The organism is Azospirillum sp. TSO5, assembly GCF_003116065.1.
In the GTDB taxonomy this organism is placed as follows: Bacteria; Pseudomonadota; Alphaproteobacteria; order Azospirillales; family Azospirillaceae; genus Azospirillum.
Genome location: NZ_LGQY01000051.1, coordinates 1 through 19,867 on the forward strand (window position 1 = coordinate 1; position 19,867 = coordinate 19,867).

The following is a 19,867-nucleotide window of genomic DNA, read 5'->3' on the forward strand; positions in this document are numbered from 1 at the left end:
CGCCTAAATGGGGGGGGGCGAGCCAGTCCTCATCCACCTCGTCCAGCATGGCGCGGTGCTCCTGGTTCTCAGGTCCCTCTCCCGCCCCGGGAGAGGGAAGGGGCCCAAGCGCAGCTTGGGAAGGGTGAGGGGTGACTCAAGGATCGAGATCCATGTTCGGATAGCCCCTCACCCTCCCGCCTCCGGCGGGCCCCTCCCTCTCCCGGGGCGGGAGAGGGGATCAGATCTTCACGCCGGGACGCAGCAGTCGGCCGGGCAGACGGCGGCGCATTGCGGGCTGTCGAACTGGCCCTGGCATTCGGTGCATTTGGCCGGGTCGATGACGTAGGTGCCCTTCTTCAGGCTGATGGCGATGTTCGGGCACTCGGCCTCGCAGGCGCCGCAGACGGTGCATTCGGCGGACTTGATCTTGTAGGCCATGGCTCTCTCCTTCGGTGATGGGATGGCTGTGGAAGGGGGAAAACGAAGGTGTCAGGCGCGGCGCGCGGTCAGCGCCCCGGTGCGAATCACCGCGTCCTGGCCGGCGCGGGACTGAACGGCGCCCTGGCCGAGCCGCTCGGCGTAGTCCTTGAAGTAGGCCAGCGCCGATTCCTCGATGTAATCGAAGGCGAAGCGGTCGACCGGCTCGATCCCGGCATCGGCCAAAGACTTGGACGGACAGCCGCCGATCTTGGCGACGAACACCGCGGTACAGTCGTTGATGGCAGCCAGAACGCCGTCCAGGGTGTCGACGTCGCCGGAGCCGCCCTCGCAATACTGGTCGACGCGGCGGTGGCCGACGAACTTGGCGCCGTTCGGACCGACCTCGTAGATCTGGAATTCCTTGGCGTGGCCGAAATGCTCGTTGATGCGCTCGCCGCCCTTGGTGGCGACGGCGATCAGGATCGGGTCGACGGTGAAGCCGATGCTCTCCCGCACATCGGCCTGGGCCGCGGCCTTGGAGGCATGACGGCCGGCGCGTTCGGCCTCGACATGGTCGCGGTAGCTGCGGCGGGCCTCGTCGTCATAGTCGATGGCGCCCATCGCCTCGATCTTCTCGGCGGTGAACTCCTCGCCACGGTCCTCGCCCAGCAGGCCGACGGCATCGGCGCGGCACTGGCGGCAATGGCGCATCAGCTTGGCCCCGCCCTCGCAGGCGTCCTGCACCACCTTCAACTCTTGAGCGGTCGGCCCACGCTGGCCGTTCAGGCCGAAATATGTGCCATGCGCCGGGTCGGAGATCAGCGGCATGATGTTGTGCAGGAAGGCGCCGCGGCTCTTCACCGCCTTGTTCACCTCCAGCAGGTGATCGTCGTTGATCCCCGGGATCATGACCGAGTTCACCTTCACCAGGATGCCGCGCGAGGTCAGCATCTCCAGCCCCAGCATCTGCTGTTCGTGCAGGATCTTGGCGGCGTCCAGCCCGGTCCAGCGCTTGTGCTTGTGGAAGATCCACGGGTAGATTTGCGCGCCGACCTCCGGATCCACCATGTTGATGGTGATGGTGACGTGGTCGATGTTGTATTGCGCAATGCTGTCCACATGGTCGGGCAGGGCCAGACCGTTGGTGGACAGGCACAGCTTCAGGTCCGGCGCCTTCTTCTGCAGCATTTCGAAGGTGGCGAAGGTGTTCCTGCCGTTCGCCGCCAGACTGTCGCCGGGGCCGGCGATGCCGATCACCGACAGCTGCGGAATTTCCTGGGCGACGGCGAGGATCTTCTTGATCGCCAGATCGGGGGTCAGCTTTTCGGAGACCACACCCGGCCGGCTCTCGTTCGAGCAATCGTATTTGCGGTTGCAGTAGTTGCACTGGATGTTGCAGGCGGGAGCGACCGCGACATGCATGCGGGCGAAATAGTGATGCGCCTCTTCCGAATAGCAGGGGTGGTTCTTCACCTTCTCCCACACCGCCGGGTCCATGTTGGCCGGACCGTCTGACGATCCGCAGGACGACGACGAACAGCCGGACGCCGCCTCGGGCGCTGCCGGCATCGTCGCGGGCGGGGCCAGTTCCCCGAGCCCGAAGATGCTGTCGAGCGAAACCACGTTGCTCATCATCCACTCCTTCCCTGCCGTGCCGGACGACACCGTTGGACGAAGTGGAGAAAAGCAAGTTCGGGGCCAGAGACCGGAATGCAGGAATTACAGCGGCTTGCCGGGATTTGTCGGCATCGCGGACGCTGTCGTCATTGCGACAATGGTGGGTGTGGCGAGGGGCTTTGTCGGGGTGCCGACAAACCGCTCAGGCCAGTTCGCCGCGGAAGGCGACGACATGGTCCTGGCTCTCGTCCAGCGCCTCGGCCCCGAAGCCGATCAGGCCGCTGCCGACCAGCTTGGTCGAATCGCGGCGCAGCACCACCGGCGGCGACCCGCCGCTGCGGATGTAGGTGCCGTTGGTGGAATGGTCGGTCAGCAGGAAGCTTTCGCGGGTGAAGTCGATCACCGCATGCTGGCGCGAGGTCTGGCGCGAGGCGATGCGCAGGCCGCTGCTGTCCTCCCGGCCGATGGTGACGCGGGGCAGGGCGCTGCTCATTGTGATGTCCTGCCCACGGTAGGAAAGATGCAGCGTCACCATGCTGCGGCTGGCCTCCGGCACCAGGGAGAAGCCCAGCGTCGTGCTTTCGATGGCGTCGTCGCCGTCGTCGTCGGTGCGGATCTGGTGGACGCGGATCGGTGCGGCCTTGCCCTTCATCGCCACGTTGCTCAGCGGCTTGGTCCGGCCCCGCAGGTCCGGCGACAGGCCGTCGACCAGCGCCTGGGTCGCCAGGATCTCGCCTGGCCGGGCGATCTGCTGCACCCTTGCGGCCACGTTGCAGGCGTCGCCGTACAGGTCGCCCACCCCTTCGATCACCGCGCCGAAATGGATGCCGATGCGCAGGCGCATCCCGTGCTGGTCCTGGATGCCCATCATCGCGCAGGCGGCGCTGGCGCTGTCGTCGCATACCGGAAAGGCCGCGAGCAGCCCGTCGCCCAGGCTCTTGACGACGCCGCCGCGTTGCTCCTCCACCAGCCGGCGCAGATGGGTCAGCACCCGCTGCGTCAGCGCCGCGGCGGTGGCGTTGCCGATTCGCTCGTACAACATCGTGCTGTCGGCGATGTCGACGAACAGCAGGGCAAGGGGCTTCTCAAGCGAAGGCAAGACGGAAATCCGTGCGACCGGGGAACGCGCCATCGAACCGAAGGCCCGTCAGGGTAGCACGAAATCGCAGCCAAGTGTGACGGAGAGGGAGCTTCGCCCGATTCCTAGAACCTCTTGATCTCGATGTTGTACTTGCGCAGCGCGTAGCTCACCTGCCGCGTCGTCATGCCCAGCAGGCGGGCGGCCTTGGCCTGGACCCAGCCCGTCCGTTCCATCGCCCAGATCAGGCGGTCGCGCAAGGGCCCCGACTCGGGCTCGTCCAGCGGCAGGTCGGGGCCGGCGGCCGGCTGCTGCGGGGCCGGCGCGGACGGGGTGGCGGGAGTGGATGCCGCCGGTTGTGGAGCGGGCAGGGGAATGATGGCCGAGGGCGGCAGCGGCTTGGAGGCGCCGCAGACCGGCATCGGCCCGGCCCCGCAGCCGGACGCGCAGGCCGGCCACTGCGCACCGTTGGGAGTGCCGTTGGCGGGGGCCGGCACGGCCGGTGGCATGGCGGCGCCGTTCATCGGGGCCGGCTGAGCCCGCCCCTGCGCCGAATTGGCCGCCGCGGGGTTGGTGGCCGCCGGGTTGGTGGGAGTCCCGCTCATCGACGGTGCCAGCCCGCCGACGGCGGCGCCCATGGTGCGGTACTGGAACAGCACCGACGAATTGCAGAGATTCATGCTGCAGGACAGGTCGGGCACCCGGATGGTGCCGTTGCGGCACTGGGTCGCCGCGCGCTCGATGCAGTTTTCCAACTCGCGCACGTTGCCGGGCCAGGTGCAGCGGTTCAGCACCTCCAGCGCCTCCGCGGCGATGTCCAGGTTCAGGCCGTTGTCACGGCCGAACTTGGCGACGAAATGCTTGGCCAGCGTGGCGATGTCGCCGCGCCGTTCGCGCAGCGGCGGCAGGTGGATCGTCACCACGTTGATGCGGAAATACAAATCGGCGCGGAACTTGCCGTGGCCGACCGCCTCCTCCAGGTTCAGGTTGGTGGCGCAGATCAGCCGCACGTCGGTCTTGATCGTCTTCGACCCGCCGACCCGCTCGAACTCCTGCTCCTGCAGCACGCGCAGCAGCTTGGCCTGGAAGTTGGAGGAGATGTCGCCGATCTCGTCGAGGAACAGCGTGCCGCCCGACGCCAGCTCGAACCGGCCCTTGTGGTCCTTCTGCGCGCCGGTGAAGGAGCCCTTCTCGTGGCCGAACAGCTCAGACTCCAGAAGCGATTCGGGCAATGCTGCGCAGTTGACGCGGATGAAGGGAGCGTCCTTGCGCGGCGACAGGTTGTGGATGGCCCGTGCGATCAGCTCCTTGCCGGTGCCGCTCTCGCCGCGGATCAGCACGGTCGACTTGAAGGGCGCCACCCGGTGCACCTGGGCCAGCACGTCGACCATGTTCGGGCTGGTGCAGACCACGTCGTTGACCGGCGCCACCACCGGCCGCAGTTCCTTCTGGACGCGGAAGGTCTCGCGCATCATGAAGCGCCGCTCCTCCGCCACCGTCCGGTGCAGGCGCACGGTCTGGCCGATCAGGTTGGCGACCATGGTCAGGAAGCGGACGTCGGAGCCGAAATGGCCGCTGGGGCCGTCGTCGGAAATGCGGTCGATGGTCAGCACGCCGATGACGGCGCCGGCGGCCTTGATCGGCACGCCGACCAGTGAAGCCACCTGTTCGTCCAGATCGTCGCGCCCGCCGGAGCGGTTGTTGAACAGCGGCTCTTCCGCCAGGTTGGGAACGACGGCCGGCATGCCGGTCTTCAGGATGCGGCCGCTGATGCCTTCGCCCTGGTTGTAGTCGATCTCCTGCGCAGGCGAGTCCTTCGGCAGCCCCTGCGCGGCGACGAGCCGCAAAGCGCCGTCCTCGCCCTGGAGATAGACCCGGCCGCGGTGCATCTGCAGTTGATAGGACAGGGCGCGCAGCACCTCGCGCAGGGTCTGTTCCAGATCGAGCGACGACCCGAGGATCTTGCTGACCTCGTAGATCGTCAGCAGCTCCAGGCTGGAGGATGACGCGGACTGGGCAGCACTCGGCATGATCGATCCCCTTGCTCGGCAGGGGACCCGAGCATATGCCGGACAATGTCGTCCAGGCATCGCAATGCATCGGGTCCCGGCGTCGGCGCCTTGATCCGTACCTCCCGAAAACCGCGGCGACCGTTGGTCCGGCCACGCCGTTCATGCCCTGTTTTGAAGCCCGCCATCCGGGCCGGGGATGGCCGCGACCCTGTTCGTACGCGACCAGCCGGTGGAAAGTGTCCGTGACTGTTCGCGGAAAGGCAAGACCTTTTGCATAGATTCTGCTGCGCCGCACAATGACCTTAGCCATTGGTGGAAGGACCAAGTCGTGTTAATTACTGACTGGTCAGTTATAAAAAGGGGCGAGCCATGCCCTCCCGCCAGTCCGGTCCCAACTCCGATCCCGACTCCGGTCCTGTCCCTTCCGGCGACCCGCCGCGCTGGCGCCGCCGCAAGGAGGCCCGCCCGCAGGAGATCGTCGCCGCCGCGATGGATGTCTTCGCCGAACGCGGTTTCGCCGCTGCGAGGCTGGAGGAGGTGGCGGCCCGCGCCGGCGTCAGCAAGGGCACGCTTTATCTCTACTTCCCCAGCAAGGACGAGCTGTTCAAGGCGGTGATCCGCGCCGCCATCCTGCCCAACCTGCAACAGGCCGAGGCGTTGGTCGCCGCGGCCGGCGGACCGTGCTTTCCGGTGCTGGAGCGGCTTCTGCGCATGGTGGCGCGGCTGATCGCAACGACCCGCATGGCGGTCATCCCGCGGCTGGTGATCGCCGAGGCCGGCAATTTCCCGGAGCTTGCCGCCTTCTACCACCGCGAGGTGATCCGCCGCGGCTTCGGTGTGCTTGCCGCCCTGCTGCGGCGGGGAATCGACAGCGGCGAATTCCGCCCCGTGGAGGTCGATCCCACGGTGCGCCTGATCGTGGCGCCGCTGCTGATGAGCGCCGTGTGGCGGACCTCCTTGGACGGCGTCGATGGAGAGCCGCCGCTGGACGTGGCGGCTCTGATGGAAATCCACATCGACAATCTGCGCCGGGTGCTGCTGCGCGATACGGGAGACGGGGCAGGGGAGGGCGCGCCATGAGCGGCTTTCTCGGGACCATCCTCGACGGGCTGGCCGCTCTCGCGCTGGCGGTCGGTCTGCCCTTCGCGGCCGGCGGACCGCCGCCGCTCGCCCATGGCTATGTGGAGGGGGAGTATCTGCGCATCGCCGCCCCCAGCGCCGGCATGCTGGAGAGCCTGTCGGTCACCCGCGGTGCGCAGGTGGCGGCCGGGGCGCCGCTGTTCGCCATCGACCGTGCCACCGCGACGGCGGAGCGCGACCGGTTGGCCGCGGCGCTGGCCCAGGCGCGGGCACAACGCGCCGACCTCGCCACCGGCAAACGACCGCAGGAGGTGGCGGTGCTGGCCGCACAGAAGGCGCGGGCGGAAGCGGCTCTGCGCTTTTCCACCGCCGAACTGGCCCGCCAGCGGGAACTGGTCGCCCGCAAGGTCTCTTCCCCCGACAAGCTCGATCAGGCCCTTGCCGCCTATGACCGCGACCGCGGTCAGTTGGCGGAGGCGGAGGCGCAGCTGGCGGTCGCGGCGCTGCCCGCCCGTCCGGACCAGCTGCGGGCGGCCGACGAGGCGGTGACCCAGGCGGAGGCGGCTTTGGCCCAGGCGGAGCGCAGGCTCGCCGATCTGGCGCCCGTCGCTCCGGCGGCGGCGCTGGTGGAGGATACGCTCTACAATCCAGGCGAATGGGTGCCGGCCGGCTCCCCGGTGGTGTCGCTGCTGCCGCCGGAGCGGGTGAAGCTGGTGCTGTTCGTCCCGGAAACCGCCATGGCGGACGTGGCGCCGGGGGGAGCCCTATCGGTGCGCTGCGACGGCTGCCCGCCCGGCCTGTCGGCGCGGGTGACGCGGGTCGCCTCCCAGGCCGAATACACGCCGCCGGTGATCTACAGCGTCGGCAGCCGCGAGAAGCTGGTCTTCCGGGTGGAGGCAGTACCGGACCGGCCGCTGAATCCGGGGTTGCCGGTCGATGTCTGGCCAGTCGATGCCCAGGCGACGGGGGCAGTGCAGTGACGCCGGGCGGCACTCCCGCCATCGACGTGCGCGGGCTGGTCAAGCGCTTCGGCAGCAAGACCGTGGTCGACGATGTGTCGATCCGGGTGGAGACCGGAGAGATCTACGGTTTCCTCGGTCCCAACGGGTCGGGGAAGACCACGACGATCCGCCTGCTGTGCGGCCTGCTGACCCCCGACGCGGGGGAGGGCACCTGCCTGGGCCTCGACATCCGGCGGCAGAGTGCGGCGATCAAGCGGCAGGTCGGCTACATGACCCAGAAATTCAGCTTCTGGGAGGATCTGAGCATCGCCGAGAATCTGGATTTCGTCGCCCGGATGTACGCTCTGCCCGACCGGCGCCGCCGGGTGGTGGAAGCGCTGGATCGGCTGGGGCTGTCCAACCGCCGCACGCAGCTGGCCGGGGAACTGTCGGGCGGCTGGAAACAGCGTCTGGCACTGGCCGCCTGCATCCTGCACGAACCGAAGCTTCTGCTGCTGGACGAACCGACGGCGGGCGTCGATCCCAAGGCGCGGCGGGAATTCTGGGACGAGATCCACCGGCTGGCCGGGGAAGGGCTGACCGTGCTGGTCAGCACCCACTACATGGACGAGGCGGAGCGCTGCCATCGCATCGCCTACATCGCCTATGGGACGCTGATGACCTCCGGTACTGTCGATCAGGTCATCGCCGAATCGGGCCTGCACACCCGTCTGGTCTCAGGCAACGGCCTGCACCGCATCGCCGCGGCGCTGGAAGGGCAGCCGGGGGTGGAGATGGTCGCGGTCTTCGGCAGCCGCCTGCATGTCAGCGGCTCCGACGCCGCGGCGCTGGACCGGGCGCTCGCACCCTGGACTCCACAGCCGGGGACTCCACAGCCGGGCACCGGACAGCCGGCGCTGCGGATCACCGCGACGGAACCGACGCTGGAAGACGTCTTCATCCATCTGATGAACCGCAGCACCGACAATTTCCGCTGACGCGCTTACTCGGTCTTGGCGGAGGTGACGCCGGTGTTCTTGTTCCACTTCAGCGTCAGCTTGGTGATCTGGCAGAGGTTCAGGCCCTGCCACACCGCGGACTCGCCGTCGTCATAGACGACCTTCATGTCCCACTTGCAGACATTCTCGGCCTTGTCGAAGGCGACCTCGAATTCCTCGCCGTCGTCCAGGACATCGCGGCCGAGGATGTCTTCATCCCAGCTGTTGTTGTTGTTCTCCGAGACATAGATGTGCTTCAGCGGATAGCCGGTCTTGTTGACGATGCTGAAATCCTGCTTTCCGGCGAACGCCGTGCCGTGCAGCAGGAACAGCGAGGACGCAACCAGCAGGGCCTTGGCGGCGACGTTCTTCAAGATAAGCTCCGTTTTGGAAAATCAAGTTTGTGTCGAAATCTAGGCATTGAAACCGAAAGACGTCAACTATCGGGTTAATCCAAATTTCCGTTATGACTCTGAAGCTTTGTTTCTGTGGACCGAAAGAAAAAGCCAGTGGGCCGCCCGGTGGCACGACGCCCCGGCGAACTGCGGCGGAAAGCGGTTCGCCGGTTGCAAGAGGCCAATGGTCGCAAGCGCTTGGCGCGTCGGGAACTTTGTCGCGGCGCACACAATGTGGTACATGATGGAAACCGGCATCCGAAGCCGGGCAGGATCATGACCAAGTTCTGGACCGCAGCCGGTCCCGCCGGGGCGGTCCCAATCCAGGGGAAGGAACAACGCATGTCGGGATTCAAGGACGCGCCGCCGGACGACCGCTCGGAGCTGACTCCGGAGCAGGAAAGCGCCATCCGCATCGTCGCCAACAACCTGCATCGCCTGAACGACGCCGTCGTCAAGGCGGTCGAGGCCGGCGTGACGGTGGAACTGATGCGCACCGCCCGCTATCACAACGAGGCCGGCAACTGGGGCGACCAGCTCACCCCGGTGATCCGCCCCGGCAAGTGATCGCTTTCGGCCGAACAGGCCGGTAGCTTGGCGAAAAGGCCCCATCCGTCCAGCGGGTGGCGGCCTTTTTTCGTATGTCGACAAAATTCGATGGCTGACGGAAGAGAGGGTGGCCGGCAGCGGCAATGGCCACAAACTTGTTGGGCATTCCGCTATCGATGCGAGGCCCAGCCATGCTGTCACGCGACCCTGAACGGCGCGCAGCCGCAAGCCGTGAACCGACCGATCGCCGCGCCGCCGGTCCCGATGCCGATTCTTCCGGCCGGCCCCCGACGCCGGGGGAACTGAATGCGATGTGGAAGCTGAACCGTCTGGAGCAGCCGACCTTCGACGATCTGACCCGCGGCCTGTGCCTTGGTCTCGTCTGGTGCATGGCGATGTGGACGCCGATGTTCGTCAGCGCGCTTACGTGATTCCCTGGGGCGTGATCCCCTCGGACCGCGCCGATCCGGCACCCGCTCCCGCCTGCACCAGCGATCGGATGCGGGCCGCCAACTGGTCGGGGCTGAAGGGCTTCGCCAGAACGGACGCGGTGTCGGCGCCCATGGTGGCCAGCGACTCCGGGCTGTAGCCGGACGCCAGCAGCACGCGCAACTGCGGCCAGCGCTCGCGGATTTGGCGGGCGAGGTCGATGCCGGAGACGCCGCCCGGCATCACGACGTCCGACACCACCAGATCGAAATTCTGGTCGGTCTCCAGCAGGGTCAAGGCCGACACCCCGTCTTCCGCGGTCTCCACCGTGAAGCCCTCCTGGGTCAGCCCCTCGACCGTCGCCATCAGCACCAGCGGATTGTCCTCCACCACCAGGATGCGCAACTGGCGCAGGTCCGCCGCCGCAGCGGCCGGGGCTGGAGGCGGTTCAGCCGGCCGCAGGTCGGTCAGCGGCAGGTCGATGCGGACGCAGGTGCCGTCGCCGGGCCGGCTGTCGATGGCGGCGATGCCGCCCGACTGTCGGGCGAAGCCGTAGACCATCGACAGCCCGAGCCCGGTCCCCTTGCCGACGCCCTTGGTGGTGAAGAAGGGATCGAAGGCGCGGGCCATCACCTCCGGCGGCATGCCGGCCCCGGTGTCGGAAACCGCGATGCGGGCGGTGCGCGGCTCCGGCCCGGGGGATGCCGCGATGCGGATGCGTCCGCCGCCGGGCATGGCGTCGCGGGCGTTCAGCACGAGGTTCAGGACCGCCATTTCCAACTGTACCGGATCGACGGCGACCGGCATCGGCACCGCGGCGATGTCCCAGTCCAGGGCGATGTCGGCGCGGACCGACCGCTCCAGCAGGTCGGCCATCCGGCGCAGGCTTTCGCCCAGATCGATCACCGTCAGGTTGACGGCGTCCTGGCGCGAGAAGGACAGCAGTTGCCGGGTCAGCTTCTCCGCCCGATCCAGCGCGGTCCGCGCCCCGGCCAGGAAACGCTGGCCCTCGGCCGGCAGATGGCGGGCCATCAGATGCAGGTTGGCGAGCGCCGCGGTCAGCAGGTTGTTGAAGTCGTGCGCCACGCCGCCGGTCAACTGGCCCAGCGCTTCCATCTTCTGACTTTGGCGCAGCGCCTCCTCCAGCCGTTCGCGGTTGCGCACCTCGTCCGCCCAGCGCCGGACCGCGGCATTTTCGGAGGCGGCGCGGCTGTAGGCCAGCCAGGCGATCAGCGCCAGCGCCAGTGTCGCCGGGGCGACGAAGGCGGCATCCAGCGCCATGTTCCGCCACCAGGAGCGGGCGATCTGCGTCTGGTCCAGCCCGTAGACGACATAGACCGGGAAATCGCCGACGCGCTTGTAGGCGAACACGCGCGACAGTCCCTGCACATGGCTGCGCCCGGTGCGGAAGATCCCTTCGTCCGGCTGCCTGCCGATCTCGGCGCGCAGCCCGTGGTCGGCGGGTAGGGTGGGCAGTGCCGCCGTCGGCCGTGACGGGTCCAGGGTGGGGTAGCGCATCAGGATCGCGCCGTCCTTGCGGATCAGCGCGATGGACTCCCCCTCGTCGCCGATGACCTGCCGGTAGAAGCTGGCGAAGTAATCGGGATTGACGATGGCGGCGATCATCCCGTCGAAATTGCCGTCGGGACCGCCGGGACCGCTGCGGCGCCGGCTGATGCCGAAGCTGGGCTTGCCGGTGGCGGGATCGGCGACCGGACCGGCGATGAGCAGACCGGAATCCTGTTCCCGCTGTTCCCGGAAATCCGCCCGATTGCCGACATAGGTCTTGTGGGACGGGAAGACGAGGCTGGAATTGCGCACGATCCCATCCGGATCGGTCAGTCCGATGGCGCCGATCTGGTCCAGTTCGCCCTTCAGCGTCCGCAGATAACGGTGCAGCGACTCCGACTCGGTGATCTCGCGCCAGCTGCGCCCGTGGATGCGCTCGTCCACCCGGTCCAGAACCTGGGCCATGGTGTCGAACACCTTCAGCACATGCTCGTGCAGGATCAGTGCGTTCTTGCGGCTGTTCCGTTCGGCTTCTTCCTGGGCCTCCCACCGCTCGCGCCAGCCGATGCCGACGAACAGCACCAGCGGCAGGGCGACCGACACCGCCAGGAGGAGGCGCAGGAGGCGCAAGGATCCCCTGCGGTCGGTCCGACTGTCGAAGCTGCGAAAGGGCATCACCAACCATTGCCAAGGAGATGGACCGTGCCGACCCGCACCGGCAGAGCGAAGCCCGCCCCGGTCACCATGGCCCAAGCATTTGAGGCCGGGCAACTCTGACTTTACGGCAGGGCGCGGCCGGATGCGTCACGGGTCGCAGGTGCAGGCGCGGGGAAAGCGGCCTTCGGTCCAGCGGCGGCGTCGGCGGACATCGGATCCATCCTCGGCCGGCCGCGGCAGTCCGCAGGCTTCGCCGAGCCGGTCCCGCAGATCGTCGAGCAGCGCATTGGTCAGGATGGCGATCCCGGCGAAGAAAGGCTCCCGGCAGCGGGTGGCGACCCGGCTGCAGAAATCGGGAACCCAGCGCAGCGGATGACGGTCGAGAAAGCGGACCGCATCGATCATGCGGCCGCGGTCGAGCAGTGCCGCCAGCAACGCCAGTTCCGCGGCGACATGGTCGTCTGGCAGCCGGTCGAGCGGCGAGCGCCGCAACTCCGTCTCCAGGCCGCTCCGCCAGCGGGCCAGGGAGGCGGCGGCATCGGCCCGCAACTCCTCGTCCAGCCAGGAGCCTTCGGTCGGGCAGGCGCGCAGCTCGCCGGTCCGGTGGATGGCGGCGAAATCGGCAGTCAGCGGGGTGAGGCTGCGGCGAGTGATCCGCTCCGGCAGGTCGCTCACCACCTCGTCGACCAGGGCGGCGGCCTGCAGGGCGTCGTCGCGGTCGAGCGCCAGGGGGCCGCGGGCGACCGGGGCGTTGCGCAGCGCCTCCAGCAGGGCGGGAGTCGGCTCTTCGGCATGCAGATGGGAGAGAAGGCGCAGCCCCTCGGCGGTGGCGCCCGGATCCAGGCCGCCGGAACCGGTGCGGTTCGTGACGGGAACCCCGCCCTGGCGGGGTGGTGACAGGGCTTCTAGAGCCGTGCTCTCCACGCTGTTCCTCCCGGCAGTCGGGCCGGATCGGGCGAATGCCGGGACCGGGCCGCATGGGAACGCTGCACGAATAGTTTTCGTGTCTTATGGAAGTCTTGTGGTGCCGCCGCTTGCGGCCGGATCATCGTCCGAACGTTTGCGCGATCTGTTGCAAGTCTCTACTACCAGGGGGACAAGCATTGGTCAATGTGGCCGATGGATCGGGGAAAGGCATAGACCGGCGGTTGCCTTGCGACACGATGTCCGGCCTTATCGCAAGTCGCCGGTCCCACACAGGAGTTTCCGCCGCCATGCCGCTCCCCCTCATCGAACAGGCCGATGCCGCACCGGAAGTCCGCGCCGTCTACGACGACATCAAGACGACGCGCAACGTTCCGGACGTGAACAATTTCTGGAAGATGATCGCCCACCACCCGCCGACCCTGGCGCGGACCTGGGACAGCCTGAAGGAGGTGATGGCCCCCGGCGCGCTGGACCCGCTGGTGAAAGAGATGATCTTCGTCGCGGTCAGCGTCACCAACAACTGCCAGTACTGCATCCGCTCGCACGAGGCGGCGGCGCGCCGGCTGGGCATGACCGACGCGCAGTTCGGCGAGCTGATGGCGGTGGTGGGCATGGCGAACGAGACCAACCGCCTTGCCGTCGGCTATCAGGTGGAACTGGACGAGCGGCTGAAGTGATCGGCGTCAGGCGGCGCGCGGCAGCGCCCGTGCCGCCGCTCCTTCCAGACCGCCTTCGAGGCGCCGCTGCGGCAGGCCGTTGATCAGGTCGCTGCGGACGATGAAATGGGCGATGCTGCGACCGTCGCCCAGCTCCTCGCTGGCGATGCGTTCCACCCGCACCTCCACGTCCCAGCCGATGTTGGCCCAGGCGGTGCGGATGCGGCGGGCCAGTTCGCGGGCGCCGCGCTCGCTGAAGCTGTCGAGCCGACCGGCCGACGGGCCGGGGTGGAAGCGGGGATAGGGCTGGGGCATGGCCGTGTCTCCTTGCTCGGATGCGATGCACCGGACTGCCCGGCGATCCGCTGAACAAGGAATAGTCCAAGATGGACTATCTTGGCTAACGAAAGCCGATACCGAAGCGGTATAGGCGTCAGGGCTCCTGCAGGCCGACCACGGTGTGCAGGGTGTCGAGGTCCTCCAGCGCCACGGCGAACTCGCGGTCGGCCGGACGGTATTCACGCAGGATCACCGCATCGGTGCCGCGGCGCACGAACTCCTTCACCAGCACCGCCTTGTTGCGCTTGACCACCACCACGCCGGACCCCGGCGCCGGCGGCTTGTGCGGGTTGACGTGCAGAAGCTGGGCCGGGCGGAAGCGCGGCATCATCGAGTCGCCGACCACATACATGGCGTAAGGATCGCGGGCATTCTTCAGGTAGTCGGGCCGGGCGATCCAGTCGATGGGGCCGTCCTCCAGGAACATTTCCTGGTCCACCCCGCCACGCGCCGCCGCCCGCACCGGCATCGAGGCGGCGGCCTGCGTCTGCGGAGCCGGTGCCGTGCGGAGCAGCGGGGCGAGCGCCGGGCGGGCCGGGCGGGGCGTCGCCGTGGGAACCGCCGGCACATCGAGGCCGAGCAGGAGTGCCGGCTCCACCCCCAGCGGACGGGCGAGCTTGACCGCCCAATCGACGGTCATCTTGCGCTGGCCGGTCTCCAGCTTGTTGATCTGGGGCTGGGAGGTGCCCGCCAGTTCGGCCAGCTTCTCCTGGCTCAGCCCGGCGGCCTGCCGCAGTTCACGCATGGTGGTCATGGGCCGTTCATACCAAATTGGCTTTGGAAAGTCCATAACTGCGGCATAAAGCCAGTTGCGCGTAGAACTCGGCTTGGCTTAAACCATAGCGGTATGACGCTCGACGACTGGCTCACCCGGACCGCAACCAAGGAAGAGGCCTTTGCCGCCCTGATCGGGACGAGCCAGGCCACGGTCAACCGCTACCGCCATGGCCGCCGCGTCCCCCGTCCCGCCGTGATGGCCCGCATCGCCGCGGCCACCGGCGGGCAGGTGACGGCGAATGACTTCCATGGGCTGGGGGAGGGGTGACCGGTGCCCCCTCCCTAACCCTCCCCCTCTTCGAGGGAGAGGGAACTCCGCCGTTCCTGCGCTTGGCTCCCTCTCCCGCCGAAGGCGGGGGAGGGTTGGGGAGGGGGCAATACGCGCGCAACAAAAAAGGCCCTCTCCCGATGGAAAAGGGCCTTTTCTGTGAAGCTGTCGCTCTTACGAGAACAGGCTCGACACCGACCGCTCTTCGCTGATGCGCATGATCGCTTCGGCGAGCAGGGGGGCGATGGTCAGCTGGCGGATGTTGCGCGACACGCGCACCGCTTCGGTCGCCTGGATGCTGTCGGTGGTGACCAGCTGCTCCAGAGGCGAGACGGCGACGCGGGCGACCGCACCGCCGGACAGGACGCCGTGGGTGCAGAAGGCGTGGACCGACTTGGCGCCGGCTTCCATCAGCGCGACGGCGGCGTTGCACAGCGTGCCGCCCGAGTCGACGATGTCGTCGATCAGGATGCAGCGGCGGCCATTGGCGTCACCGATGATGTTCATCACCTCCGACACGCCGGCGCGCTCGCGCCGCTTGTCGATGATGGCCAGATCGGCGTCCAGGCGCTTGGCCAGCGCGCGGGCGCGCACCACGCCGCCGACGTCCGGCGACACGATGGTGACCTCGCCGATGTTCTCGAAGGACTGGCGGATGTCCTTCTCGAAGACCGGGGCGGCCATCAGGTTGTCGGTGGGGATGTCGAAGAAGCCCTGGATCTGACCCGCATGCAGGTCCATCGTCAGCACGCGGTTGGCGCCGGCCTGGGTGATCAGGTTGGCGACCAGCTTGGCCGAGATCGGCGTGCGCGGGCCGGTCTTGCGATCCTGCCGGGCGTAGCCATAGTAGGGAATGACCGCCGTGATGCGCCGGGCCGACCCGCGCCGAAGCGCATCGATCGTCACCAGCAGTTCCATCAGGTTGTCGTTGGCCGGAGCCGAGGTCGACTGGACGACGAACACGTCCTCGCCGCGCACGTTCTCCAGGATCTCGACGAAAACCTCCATGTCGGAGAAACGGCGTACGCTCGCTTTCGTCAGCGGCACGCCGAGACAGGTGGAGATCGCCTCGGCCAGCGGACGGTTGCTGTTGCCGGCAAGCACCTTCATCGGGGTCGGCTCTCTTTGCAGGGATACGGCTCAAGGCACGTTGGACGCTTGCACGCCGCCGCCCCTTGAAAACGGGGCGGACCATAACAAAGGGCCGGGCCCATGTAAACGTTCCATGACGGTGTGGTCTTTCCCCATTGGGAATGCCGCCCTGCGCGGGCGGCATGACCGTGTCCCACACCGTTGCCCGTTCGGGCTGGTTCAGGTCTGCAGGACGATGGCCGAAAGGCCGCGGCCGTAATCCGATTCGCCCCGAAGGCAGGAGCGGCGATAGCTGAAAAAGCGGTCCTCCTCCGCCACCGTGTCGTTGGGGCAGCGCTGGATCACCGTGACGCCGGAGTCGCCCAGCCGGCGCGTGACGTAGGCGGCCAGATCGAACAGGAAATGGCCGGGCTTGCGGGCCGGGGCGAAATAGTCGCGGTTGCGCGGGTCCTCCTCCTCGAACGGGGCGGGGAACTCCGGCCCGACCTCATAGGAGCGCTGGGCGATGCAGGGACCGATGCAGGCGACGATCCGGTTCGGCTTGGCCCCCAGTTCAACCATGCGGGCGACGGTCGCCTCGATGACGCCGGCCTTGGCGCCCTTCCAACCGGCATGGGCGGCGCCGATCACCCGCGCCTTGCTGTCGGCGAACAGCACGGGCGCGCAGTCGGCGGTCAGGATGCCAAGCGCGATCCCCGACTGCCGGGTCGCCATGGCGTCGGCCTTCGGCGCCGTCTCGGGCGTCCACGGCTCCTCCACCACCACGCAGGTCGGGCTGTGGACCTGGTAGCAGGTGACGAGATTGCCGGGCTCCACCTCCATGCGCGCCGCGGCGCGGGCGCGGTTCTCATGCACGGCGGCACTCGAGTCGTTGGAGCCCAGCCCGCAGTTCAGCGAGGCGTAGAGCCCGGTGGATACCCCGCCGGTGCGGGTGAAAAAGGCGTGGCGGATATGTGTGATGTCGTTCAGCGCGCCGAGTGTGATCACGAACGCCGTCCTTCCCTGTTCTGTGGCCTCTCTCATGCCCAACAGGGCAGGGGGCCGCGATGCACCGTCCGCCCGGATTGTTCCGGAGGCGGTTACAGTGCGGTGTCTCTAACCGGTTTCGGCACTTATTGGTCAGAAGCCCGCCGGCGGGGTGGCGTCGGCGAAGGCTCCGGGCGTGGCAAGCGCGACCAGCTTGAACAGCCTGCCCATTTGCGCCGGATCGATCAAGCGGTCCAGCGCGCCGCGGATGTCCTGCGCCTGGGCCGGGCTGGCCTTGGCCGACAGGGCCGACGCCCGCTGGCGGATGCCCAGCCGGGTCAGCCATTCCCCCTGCTCCACCGGGCCGAAGGACTGGGCGCCACCCTCCCGCGCCGCGGCGGCGATGCCGGCGAAATCGACATGAGCGGTCAGGTCGGCCTCGCCCGGCGCCTCCAGCACGGGGGCATAGGCATGGCGGCGCATCGCCTGCAGCGTGTCGCCGACCGCCGGACCCTGGACATAGCCATAGTCGATCACCAGCGCAGCGCCGGGGGCCGCGGCCAACCGGGCGCCGATCACGCGCGCCACCGCCTGCGATGCGGGGGAGACCTCGACCACGCTGCCGTCGGGCGCGTCGCGGAGCGAGTCCGGCACCAGCCGGCTGCCGGAACTGCCGAACGCCTCCAGCACGAAGCGGAAGCGCGGATCCTCCTGCGTGCCGTCGGGGTCGATGTCGACCAGCCGCTCGAACCAGCCATGGTTGGTCTTCTGCACCTGACGGATCGGCAGGGCGTCGAAGAACTCGTTGGCGATCAGGATGGTCGGGCCGTCCGGCACATCCTCCAGCCGGTCGTGCCATTGGACGGAGTCGCCCAGGATCGGCTGCAGCGTCTGGCGCTGGCGCTCGCGCAGGTGCGGGCTGGTCTCCACCAGATGGACGGTGGCGTTGTCGCGGAACAGTGGCAGTACCGCCGCCGCCCGCAGCACATCGGCCATCAGCGTGCCGCGGCCGGGACCCAGCTCCACCAGATGGAAGGGGCCGGGGCCGCCGAGCCGCGCCCATGTATCGACGCACCAGAGCCCGACCAACTCCCCGAACATCTGGCTGATTTCCGGCGCGGTGGTGAAGTCGCCGCCGCTGCCGAACGGGTCGCGCCGCATGTAATAGCCGAAACGCGGATGGCCCAGCGCCTCCGCCATGAAGGCGCCGACGCTGATCGGCCCATCCATGACGATGCGGCGGGCCAGCAGGCGTGCCAGAGTGTCCGGAAGGGCGCTCTCATCCCCCGCCATGGCGTCAGGCCGGCAGAGCGTGGCGCCGGCCGCGCACGACCAGCCATAGTCCGATGGCCAGCATCGGCAACGACAGCAGCTGTCCCATCGTCGCGCCGGCGAACAGGAAGCCCAGCTGCGGGTCGGGCTCGCGGAAGAACTCCACGGTGATGCGCGACAGGCCGTAGCCGATCAGGAACAGCCCGCCCACCGTGCCCGGCCGGTGGCGGACTGCCGGAATGCGGATGGCGATCGCCAGCAGGATGAACAGCACCACGCCTTCCAGCGCCGCCTCGTAAAGCTGGCTGGGATGGCGCGGCACCTGCAGCGGATCGCGCGGAAACACCATGGCATAGGCGAAGTCGGGGGCCGGCCGGCCATACAGCTCGCCATTGATGAAATTGGCGATGCGGCCGAAGAACAGACCGATGGGCGCGCAGGCGGCGATGATGTCGCCGAAGACAAAGGTCGAGATGCCGCGGCGCCAGCAGAACAGCCCGATGGCCGTCAGCACGCCGACCATGCCGCCGTGGAACGACATGCCGCCATGCCAGACCTGCAGGGCGTCCAGCGGGTTTTCCATGTAGTAGGGCAGGTTGTAGAACAGCACATAGCCGATCCGCCCGCCCAGGATGGTGCCGATCACCGCCCAGGTCAGGAAGTCGTCGAACTCCTCCGGCTTGGGCCGCAGATCCGGGTCGAGCCGCGCCAGCCCCATGCAATAGCGCCAGCCCAGCACGAACCCGGCCAGATAGGCCAGCGCGTACCAGCGGACGACGACCGGTCCAACGGCGAAGGCGACCGGATCGATGGTGGGGAAGGCGACGACTGGCAGGGTGGCGAACATAGGAACTCCGGTCAGCGGTACGGGTCGGGCTGCGACAGGAAATCCTGCACATAGCGCCGGACACCCTCTTCCAGCTCGGTGAAGGGCTGGTCGAACCCGGCGGCGCGCAGGCGATCCGTCGTCGCCTGCGTGAAATATTGGTATTTGCCGCGCAGATGCTCAGGCATGTCGAAGTACTCAATCCGGGGAGGCAGCCCCAGAGCGGCGAAGGTCGCCAGCGCGAGGTCCTTGAAGCTGCGCGACTTGCCGGTGCCGACATTGAACAGGCCGCTGACCTCCGGATGGTCGTACAGCCACAGCATCACGGCGACGCAGTCGTCGACATAGATGAAGTCGCGCAGCTGGCCGCCATCCTCGAAGCCGTCCTTGTGCGACTTGAACAGGCGCGCCGGATTGCCGGCCGTCAGCTGCGGATACAGCTTGGCGACCACGCTCATCATGTCGCCCTTGTGGGCTTCATTGGGGCCGTAGACGTTGAAAAACTTCAGCCCGGCCCATTGCGGCGGCACGAGATCGCCGCCGGCGACGGCGCGGGCGATGCGACGGTCGACCAGATGCTTGGACCAGCCATAGGCGTTCAGCGGCCGCAGCCGCGCCAACCCATCGCAGGACCCGTCATCGTCGAAACCGGCGGAGCCGTCGCCATAGGTCGCGGCGGAGGACGCATAGATCAGTCTGCAGCCGCGCCAGGAACACCAGCGCCACAGGTCCAGCGTCAGCGCGACGTTATTGGCGACGATCTTGTCGACATCCCGCTCGGTGGTGGCCGAGATGGCGCCGAGATGGAAGACGGTGTCGATCTCCGCCGCGTGCTGGTCGAGGAAGGCCAGCGTCTGCTCCGGCGGCACCAGAGCCGCGACCTCACGCTTGGCGAGGTTCTGCCACTTCTCGCCATCACGGAAGCGGTCGATGACCGCCACGTCAGTGATGCCGCGCGCAGCCAGAGCCGCGACAAGGTTGGACCCGATGAAGCCGGCCCCGCCGGTGACCACGATCATAGCGCTGTCCGCTGTTGCTCGACGCGTTTCGTGGGGACTTATAGGCGGGCGGGGCGGT

21 protein-coding genes are annotated in these 19,867 nt (G+C 68.0%); 7 read left to right on the forward strand and 14 right to left on the reverse strand.

Features of this window, described 5'->3' with window-relative positions; all coding sequences use genetic code 11:
• Window positions 1–228: 228 nt before the first annotated feature.
• The 4 genes from TSO5_RS14810 to nifA all read right to left on the reverse strand — a co-directional run bounded on the left by TSO5_RS14810 (window position 229) and on the right by nifA (window position 5,127).
• Window positions 229–420, reverse strand: coding sequence for a 4Fe-4S dicluster domain-containing protein (locus TSO5_RS14810; RefSeq protein WP_014248512.1), 192 nt, complete (start codon window positions 418–420; stop codon window positions 229–231).
• A 51-nt stretch (window positions 421–471) separates the two neighbouring features.
• On the reverse strand, window positions 472–2,034 hold the full coding sequence (nifB, locus tag TSO5_RS14815) for a nitrogenase cofactor biosynthesis protein NifB (RefSeq protein WP_109152298.1): 1,563 nt from the start codon (window positions 2,032–2,034) through the stop codon (window positions 472–474).
• Window positions 2,035–2,221: 187 nt separating this feature from the next.
• Window positions 2,222–3,118, reverse strand: a complete 897-nt coding sequence (locus tag TSO5_RS14820) for an adenylate/guanylate cyclase domain-containing protein (protein WP_247870767.1) — start codon at window positions 3,116–3,118, stop codon at window positions 2,222–2,224.
• Window positions 3,119–3,222: 104 nt separating this feature from the next.
• Window positions 3,223–5,127 carry a nif-specific transcriptional activator NifA gene (nifA, locus tag TSO5_RS14825; RefSeq protein ID WP_109152284.1) on the reverse strand — a complete coding sequence of 635 codons (1,905 nt, stop codon included), beginning with the start codon at window positions 5,125–5,127 and terminating at the stop codon, window positions 3,223–3,225.
• A 351-nt stretch (window positions 5,128–5,478) separates the two neighbouring features.
• Here nifA and TSO5_RS14830 point away from each other — a divergent pair, with 351 nt between their 5' ends.
• Genes TSO5_RS14830 through TSO5_RS14840 form a run of 3 tightly spaced genes read left to right on the forward strand, consistent with a single transcriptional unit; the run spans window position 5,479 to window position 8,128 of the window.
• Window positions 5,479–6,189, forward strand: coding sequence for a TetR/AcrR family transcriptional regulator (locus TSO5_RS14830; RefSeq protein ID WP_109152285.1), 711 nt, complete (start codon window positions 5,479–5,481; stop codon window positions 6,187–6,189).
• On the forward strand, window positions 6,186–7,169 hold the full coding sequence (locus TSO5_RS14835) for an HlyD family efflux transporter periplasmic adaptor subunit (RefSeq protein WP_109152286.1): 984 nt from the start codon (window positions 6,186–6,188) through the stop codon (window positions 7,167–7,169). The genes TSO5_RS14830 and TSO5_RS14835 overlap by 4 nt, the downstream gene beginning before the upstream one ends.
• Window positions 7,166–8,128, forward strand: coding sequence for an ABC transporter ATP-binding protein (locus TSO5_RS14840; RefSeq protein ID WP_109152287.1), 963 nt, complete (start codon window positions 7,166–7,168; stop codon window positions 8,126–8,128). The genes TSO5_RS14835 and TSO5_RS14840 overlap by 4 nt, the downstream gene beginning before the upstream one ends.
• A 5-nt stretch (window positions 8,129–8,133) precedes the next feature.
• Here TSO5_RS14840 and TSO5_RS14845 read toward each other — a convergent pair whose 3' ends face one another.
• Window positions 8,134–8,502 carry a hypothetical protein gene (locus TSO5_RS14845; RefSeq protein WP_109152288.1) on the reverse strand — a complete coding sequence of 123 codons (369 nt, stop codon included), beginning with the start codon at window positions 8,500–8,502 and terminating at the stop codon, window positions 8,134–8,136.
• 363 nt (window positions 8,503–8,865) lie between these two features.
• Here TSO5_RS14845 and TSO5_RS14850 point away from each other — a divergent pair, with 363 nt between their 5' ends.
• Window positions 8,866–9,090, forward strand: coding sequence for a hypothetical protein (locus tag TSO5_RS14850; RefSeq protein WP_085090721.1), 225 nt, complete (start codon window positions 8,866–8,868; stop codon window positions 9,088–9,090).
• Window positions 9,091–9,263: 173 nt separating this feature from the next.
• Window positions 9,264–9,503, forward strand: a complete 240-nt coding sequence (locus tag TSO5_RS14855; RefSeq protein ID WP_109152289.1) for a hypothetical protein — start codon at window positions 9,264–9,266, stop codon at window positions 9,501–9,503.
• Here the strand turns inward: TSO5_RS14855 and TSO5_RS14860 are convergent.
• Window positions 9,496–11,640 (reverse strand): hybrid sensor histidine kinase/response regulator, encoded by a 2,145-nt coding sequence (locus tag TSO5_RS14860; protein WP_247870768.1) that lies wholly within the window; start codon window positions 11,638–11,640, stop codon window positions 9,496–9,498. The genes TSO5_RS14855 and TSO5_RS14860 overlap by 8 nt on opposite strands.
• Before the next feature lie 174 nt (window positions 11,641–11,814).
• Complete coding sequence (locus TSO5_RS14865; RefSeq protein WP_247870769.1) at window positions 11,815–12,591, reverse strand: molecular chaperone TorD family protein; 777 nt, start codon at window positions 12,589–12,591, stop codon at window positions 11,815–11,817.
• 290 nt (window positions 12,592–12,881) lie between these two features.
• Here TSO5_RS14865 and TSO5_RS14870 point away from each other — a divergent pair, with 290 nt between their 5' ends.
• The gene (locus TSO5_RS14870; RefSeq protein ID WP_109152291.1) at window positions 12,882–13,271 is read left to right on the forward strand and encodes a carboxymuconolactone decarboxylase family protein; all 390 of its coding nucleotides are present in this window, start codon (window positions 12,882–12,884) and stop codon (window positions 13,269–13,271) included.
• 6 nt (window positions 13,272–13,277) lie between these two features.
• Here the strand turns inward: TSO5_RS14870 and TSO5_RS14875 are convergent, their stop codons facing one another.
• On the reverse strand, window positions 13,278–13,565 hold the full coding sequence (locus TSO5_RS14875; protein ID WP_109152292.1) for a hypothetical protein: 288 nt from the start codon (window positions 13,563–13,565) through the stop codon (window positions 13,278–13,280).
• A gap of 118 nt (window positions 13,566–13,683) precedes the next feature.
• Window positions 13,684–14,343, reverse strand: a complete 660-nt coding sequence (locus TSO5_RS14880; RefSeq protein WP_109152293.1) for a LexA family transcriptional regulator — start codon at window positions 14,341–14,343, stop codon at window positions 13,684–13,686.
• A gap of 93 nt (window positions 14,344–14,436) precedes the next feature.
• Between TSO5_RS14880 and TSO5_RS14885 the strand changes: the two genes are divergently transcribed.
• Window positions 14,437–14,634, forward strand: coding sequence for a helix-turn-helix transcriptional regulator (locus TSO5_RS14885; protein WP_085090016.1), 198 nt, complete (start codon window positions 14,437–14,439; stop codon window positions 14,632–14,634).
• Between the two features lie 174 nt (window positions 14,635–14,808).
• On the opposite strand, the gene TSO5_RS14890 is transcribed toward TSO5_RS14885, so the two are convergent.
• The 5 genes from TSO5_RS14890 to rfaD form a co-directional block, all read right to left on the reverse strand.
• A complete protein-coding gene (locus TSO5_RS14890; protein WP_085090015.1) occupies window positions 14,809–15,744 on the reverse strand; it encodes a ribose-phosphate pyrophosphokinase in 936 nt (311 codons plus the stop codon).
• Window positions 15,745–15,945: 201 nt separating this feature from the next.
• Window positions 15,946–16,713 (reverse strand): peptidoglycan editing factor PgeF, encoded by a 768-nt coding sequence (gene pgeF, locus TSO5_RS14895; protein WP_109152294.1) that lies wholly within the window; start codon window positions 16,711–16,713, stop codon window positions 15,946–15,948.
• 132 nt (window positions 16,714–16,845) lie between these two features.
• A complete protein-coding gene (locus TSO5_RS14900) occupies window positions 16,846–17,985 on the reverse strand; it encodes an SAM-dependent methyltransferase (protein ID WP_109152295.1) in 1,140 nt (379 codons plus the stop codon).
• Window positions 17,986–17,989: 4 nt separating this feature from the next.
• The gene (lgt, locus tag TSO5_RS14905) at window positions 17,990–18,811 is read right to left on the reverse strand and encodes a prolipoprotein diacylglyceryl transferase (RefSeq protein ID WP_109152296.1); all 822 of its coding nucleotides are present in this window, start codon (window positions 18,809–18,811) and stop codon (window positions 17,990–17,992) included.
• Window positions 18,812–18,822: 11 nt separating this feature from the next.
• On the reverse strand, window positions 18,823–19,809 hold the full coding sequence (rfaD, locus tag TSO5_RS14910; protein ID WP_109152297.1) for an ADP-glyceromanno-heptose 6-epimerase: 987 nt from the start codon (window positions 19,807–19,809) through the stop codon (window positions 18,823–18,825).
• Window positions 19,810–19,867 lie beyond the last annotated feature (58 nt).

What these genes read in the sequence shown, in the direction of transcription:
- TSO5_RS14810 (WP_014248512.1), bottom strand. Translation starts at nt 420, where the DNA reads ATGGCCTACAAGATCAAGTCCGCCGAATGCACCGTCTGCGGCGCCTGC.
- nifB (WP_109152298.1), bottom strand. Translation starts at nt 2,034, where the DNA reads ATGAGCAACGTGGTTTCGCTCGACAGCATCTTCGGGCTCGGGGAACTG.
- nifA (WP_109152284.1), bottom strand. Translation starts at nt 5,127, where the DNA reads ATGCCGAGTGCTGCCCAGTCCGCGTCATCCTCCAGCCTGGAGCTGCTG.
- TSO5_RS14830 (WP_109152285.1), top strand. Translation starts at nt 5,479, where the DNA reads ATGCCCTCCCGCCAGTCCGGTCCCAACTCCGATCCCGACTCCGGTCCT.
- TSO5_RS14835 (WP_109152286.1), top strand. Translation starts at nt 6,186, where the DNA reads ATGAGCGGCTTTCTCGGGACCATCCTCGACGGGCTGGCCGCTCTCGCG.
- TSO5_RS14850 (WP_085090721.1), top strand. Translation starts at nt 8,866, where the DNA reads ATGTCGGGATTCAAGGACGCGCCGCCGGACGACCGCTCGGAGCTGACT.
- TSO5_RS14855 (WP_109152289.1), top strand. Translation starts at nt 9,264, where the DNA reads ATGCTGTCACGCGACCCTGAACGGCGCGCAGCCGCAAGCCGTGAACCG.
- TSO5_RS14870 (WP_109152291.1), top strand. Translation starts at nt 12,882, where the DNA reads ATGCCGCTCCCCCTCATCGAACAGGCCGATGCCGCACCGGAAGTCCGC.
- TSO5_RS14875 (WP_109152292.1), bottom strand. Translation starts at nt 13,565, where the DNA reads ATGCCCCAGCCCTATCCCCGCTTCCACCCCGGCCCGTCGGCCGGTCGG.
- TSO5_RS14880 (WP_109152293.1), bottom strand. Translation starts at nt 14,343, where the DNA reads ATGACCACCATGCGTGAACTGCGGCAGGCCGCCGGGCTGAGCCAGGAG.
- TSO5_RS14885 (WP_085090016.1), top strand. Translation starts at nt 14,437, where the DNA reads ATGACGCTCGACGACTGGCTCACCCGGACCGCAACCAAGGAAGAGGCC.
- TSO5_RS14890 (WP_085090015.1), bottom strand. Translation starts at nt 15,744, where the DNA reads ATGAAGGTGCTTGCCGGCAACAGCAACCGTCCGCTGGCCGAGGCGATC.
- TSO5_RS14900 (WP_109152295.1), bottom strand. Translation starts at nt 17,985, where the DNA reads ATGGCGGGGGATGAGAGCGCCCTTCCGGACACTCTGGCACGCCTGCTG.
- lgt (WP_109152296.1), bottom strand. Translation starts at nt 18,811, where the DNA reads ATGTTCGCCACCCTGCCAGTCGTCGCCTTCCCCACCATCGATCCGGTC.
- rfaD (WP_109152297.1), bottom strand. Translation starts at nt 19,809, where the DNA reads ATGATCGTGGTCACCGGCGGGGCCGGCTTCATCGGGTCCAACCTTGTC.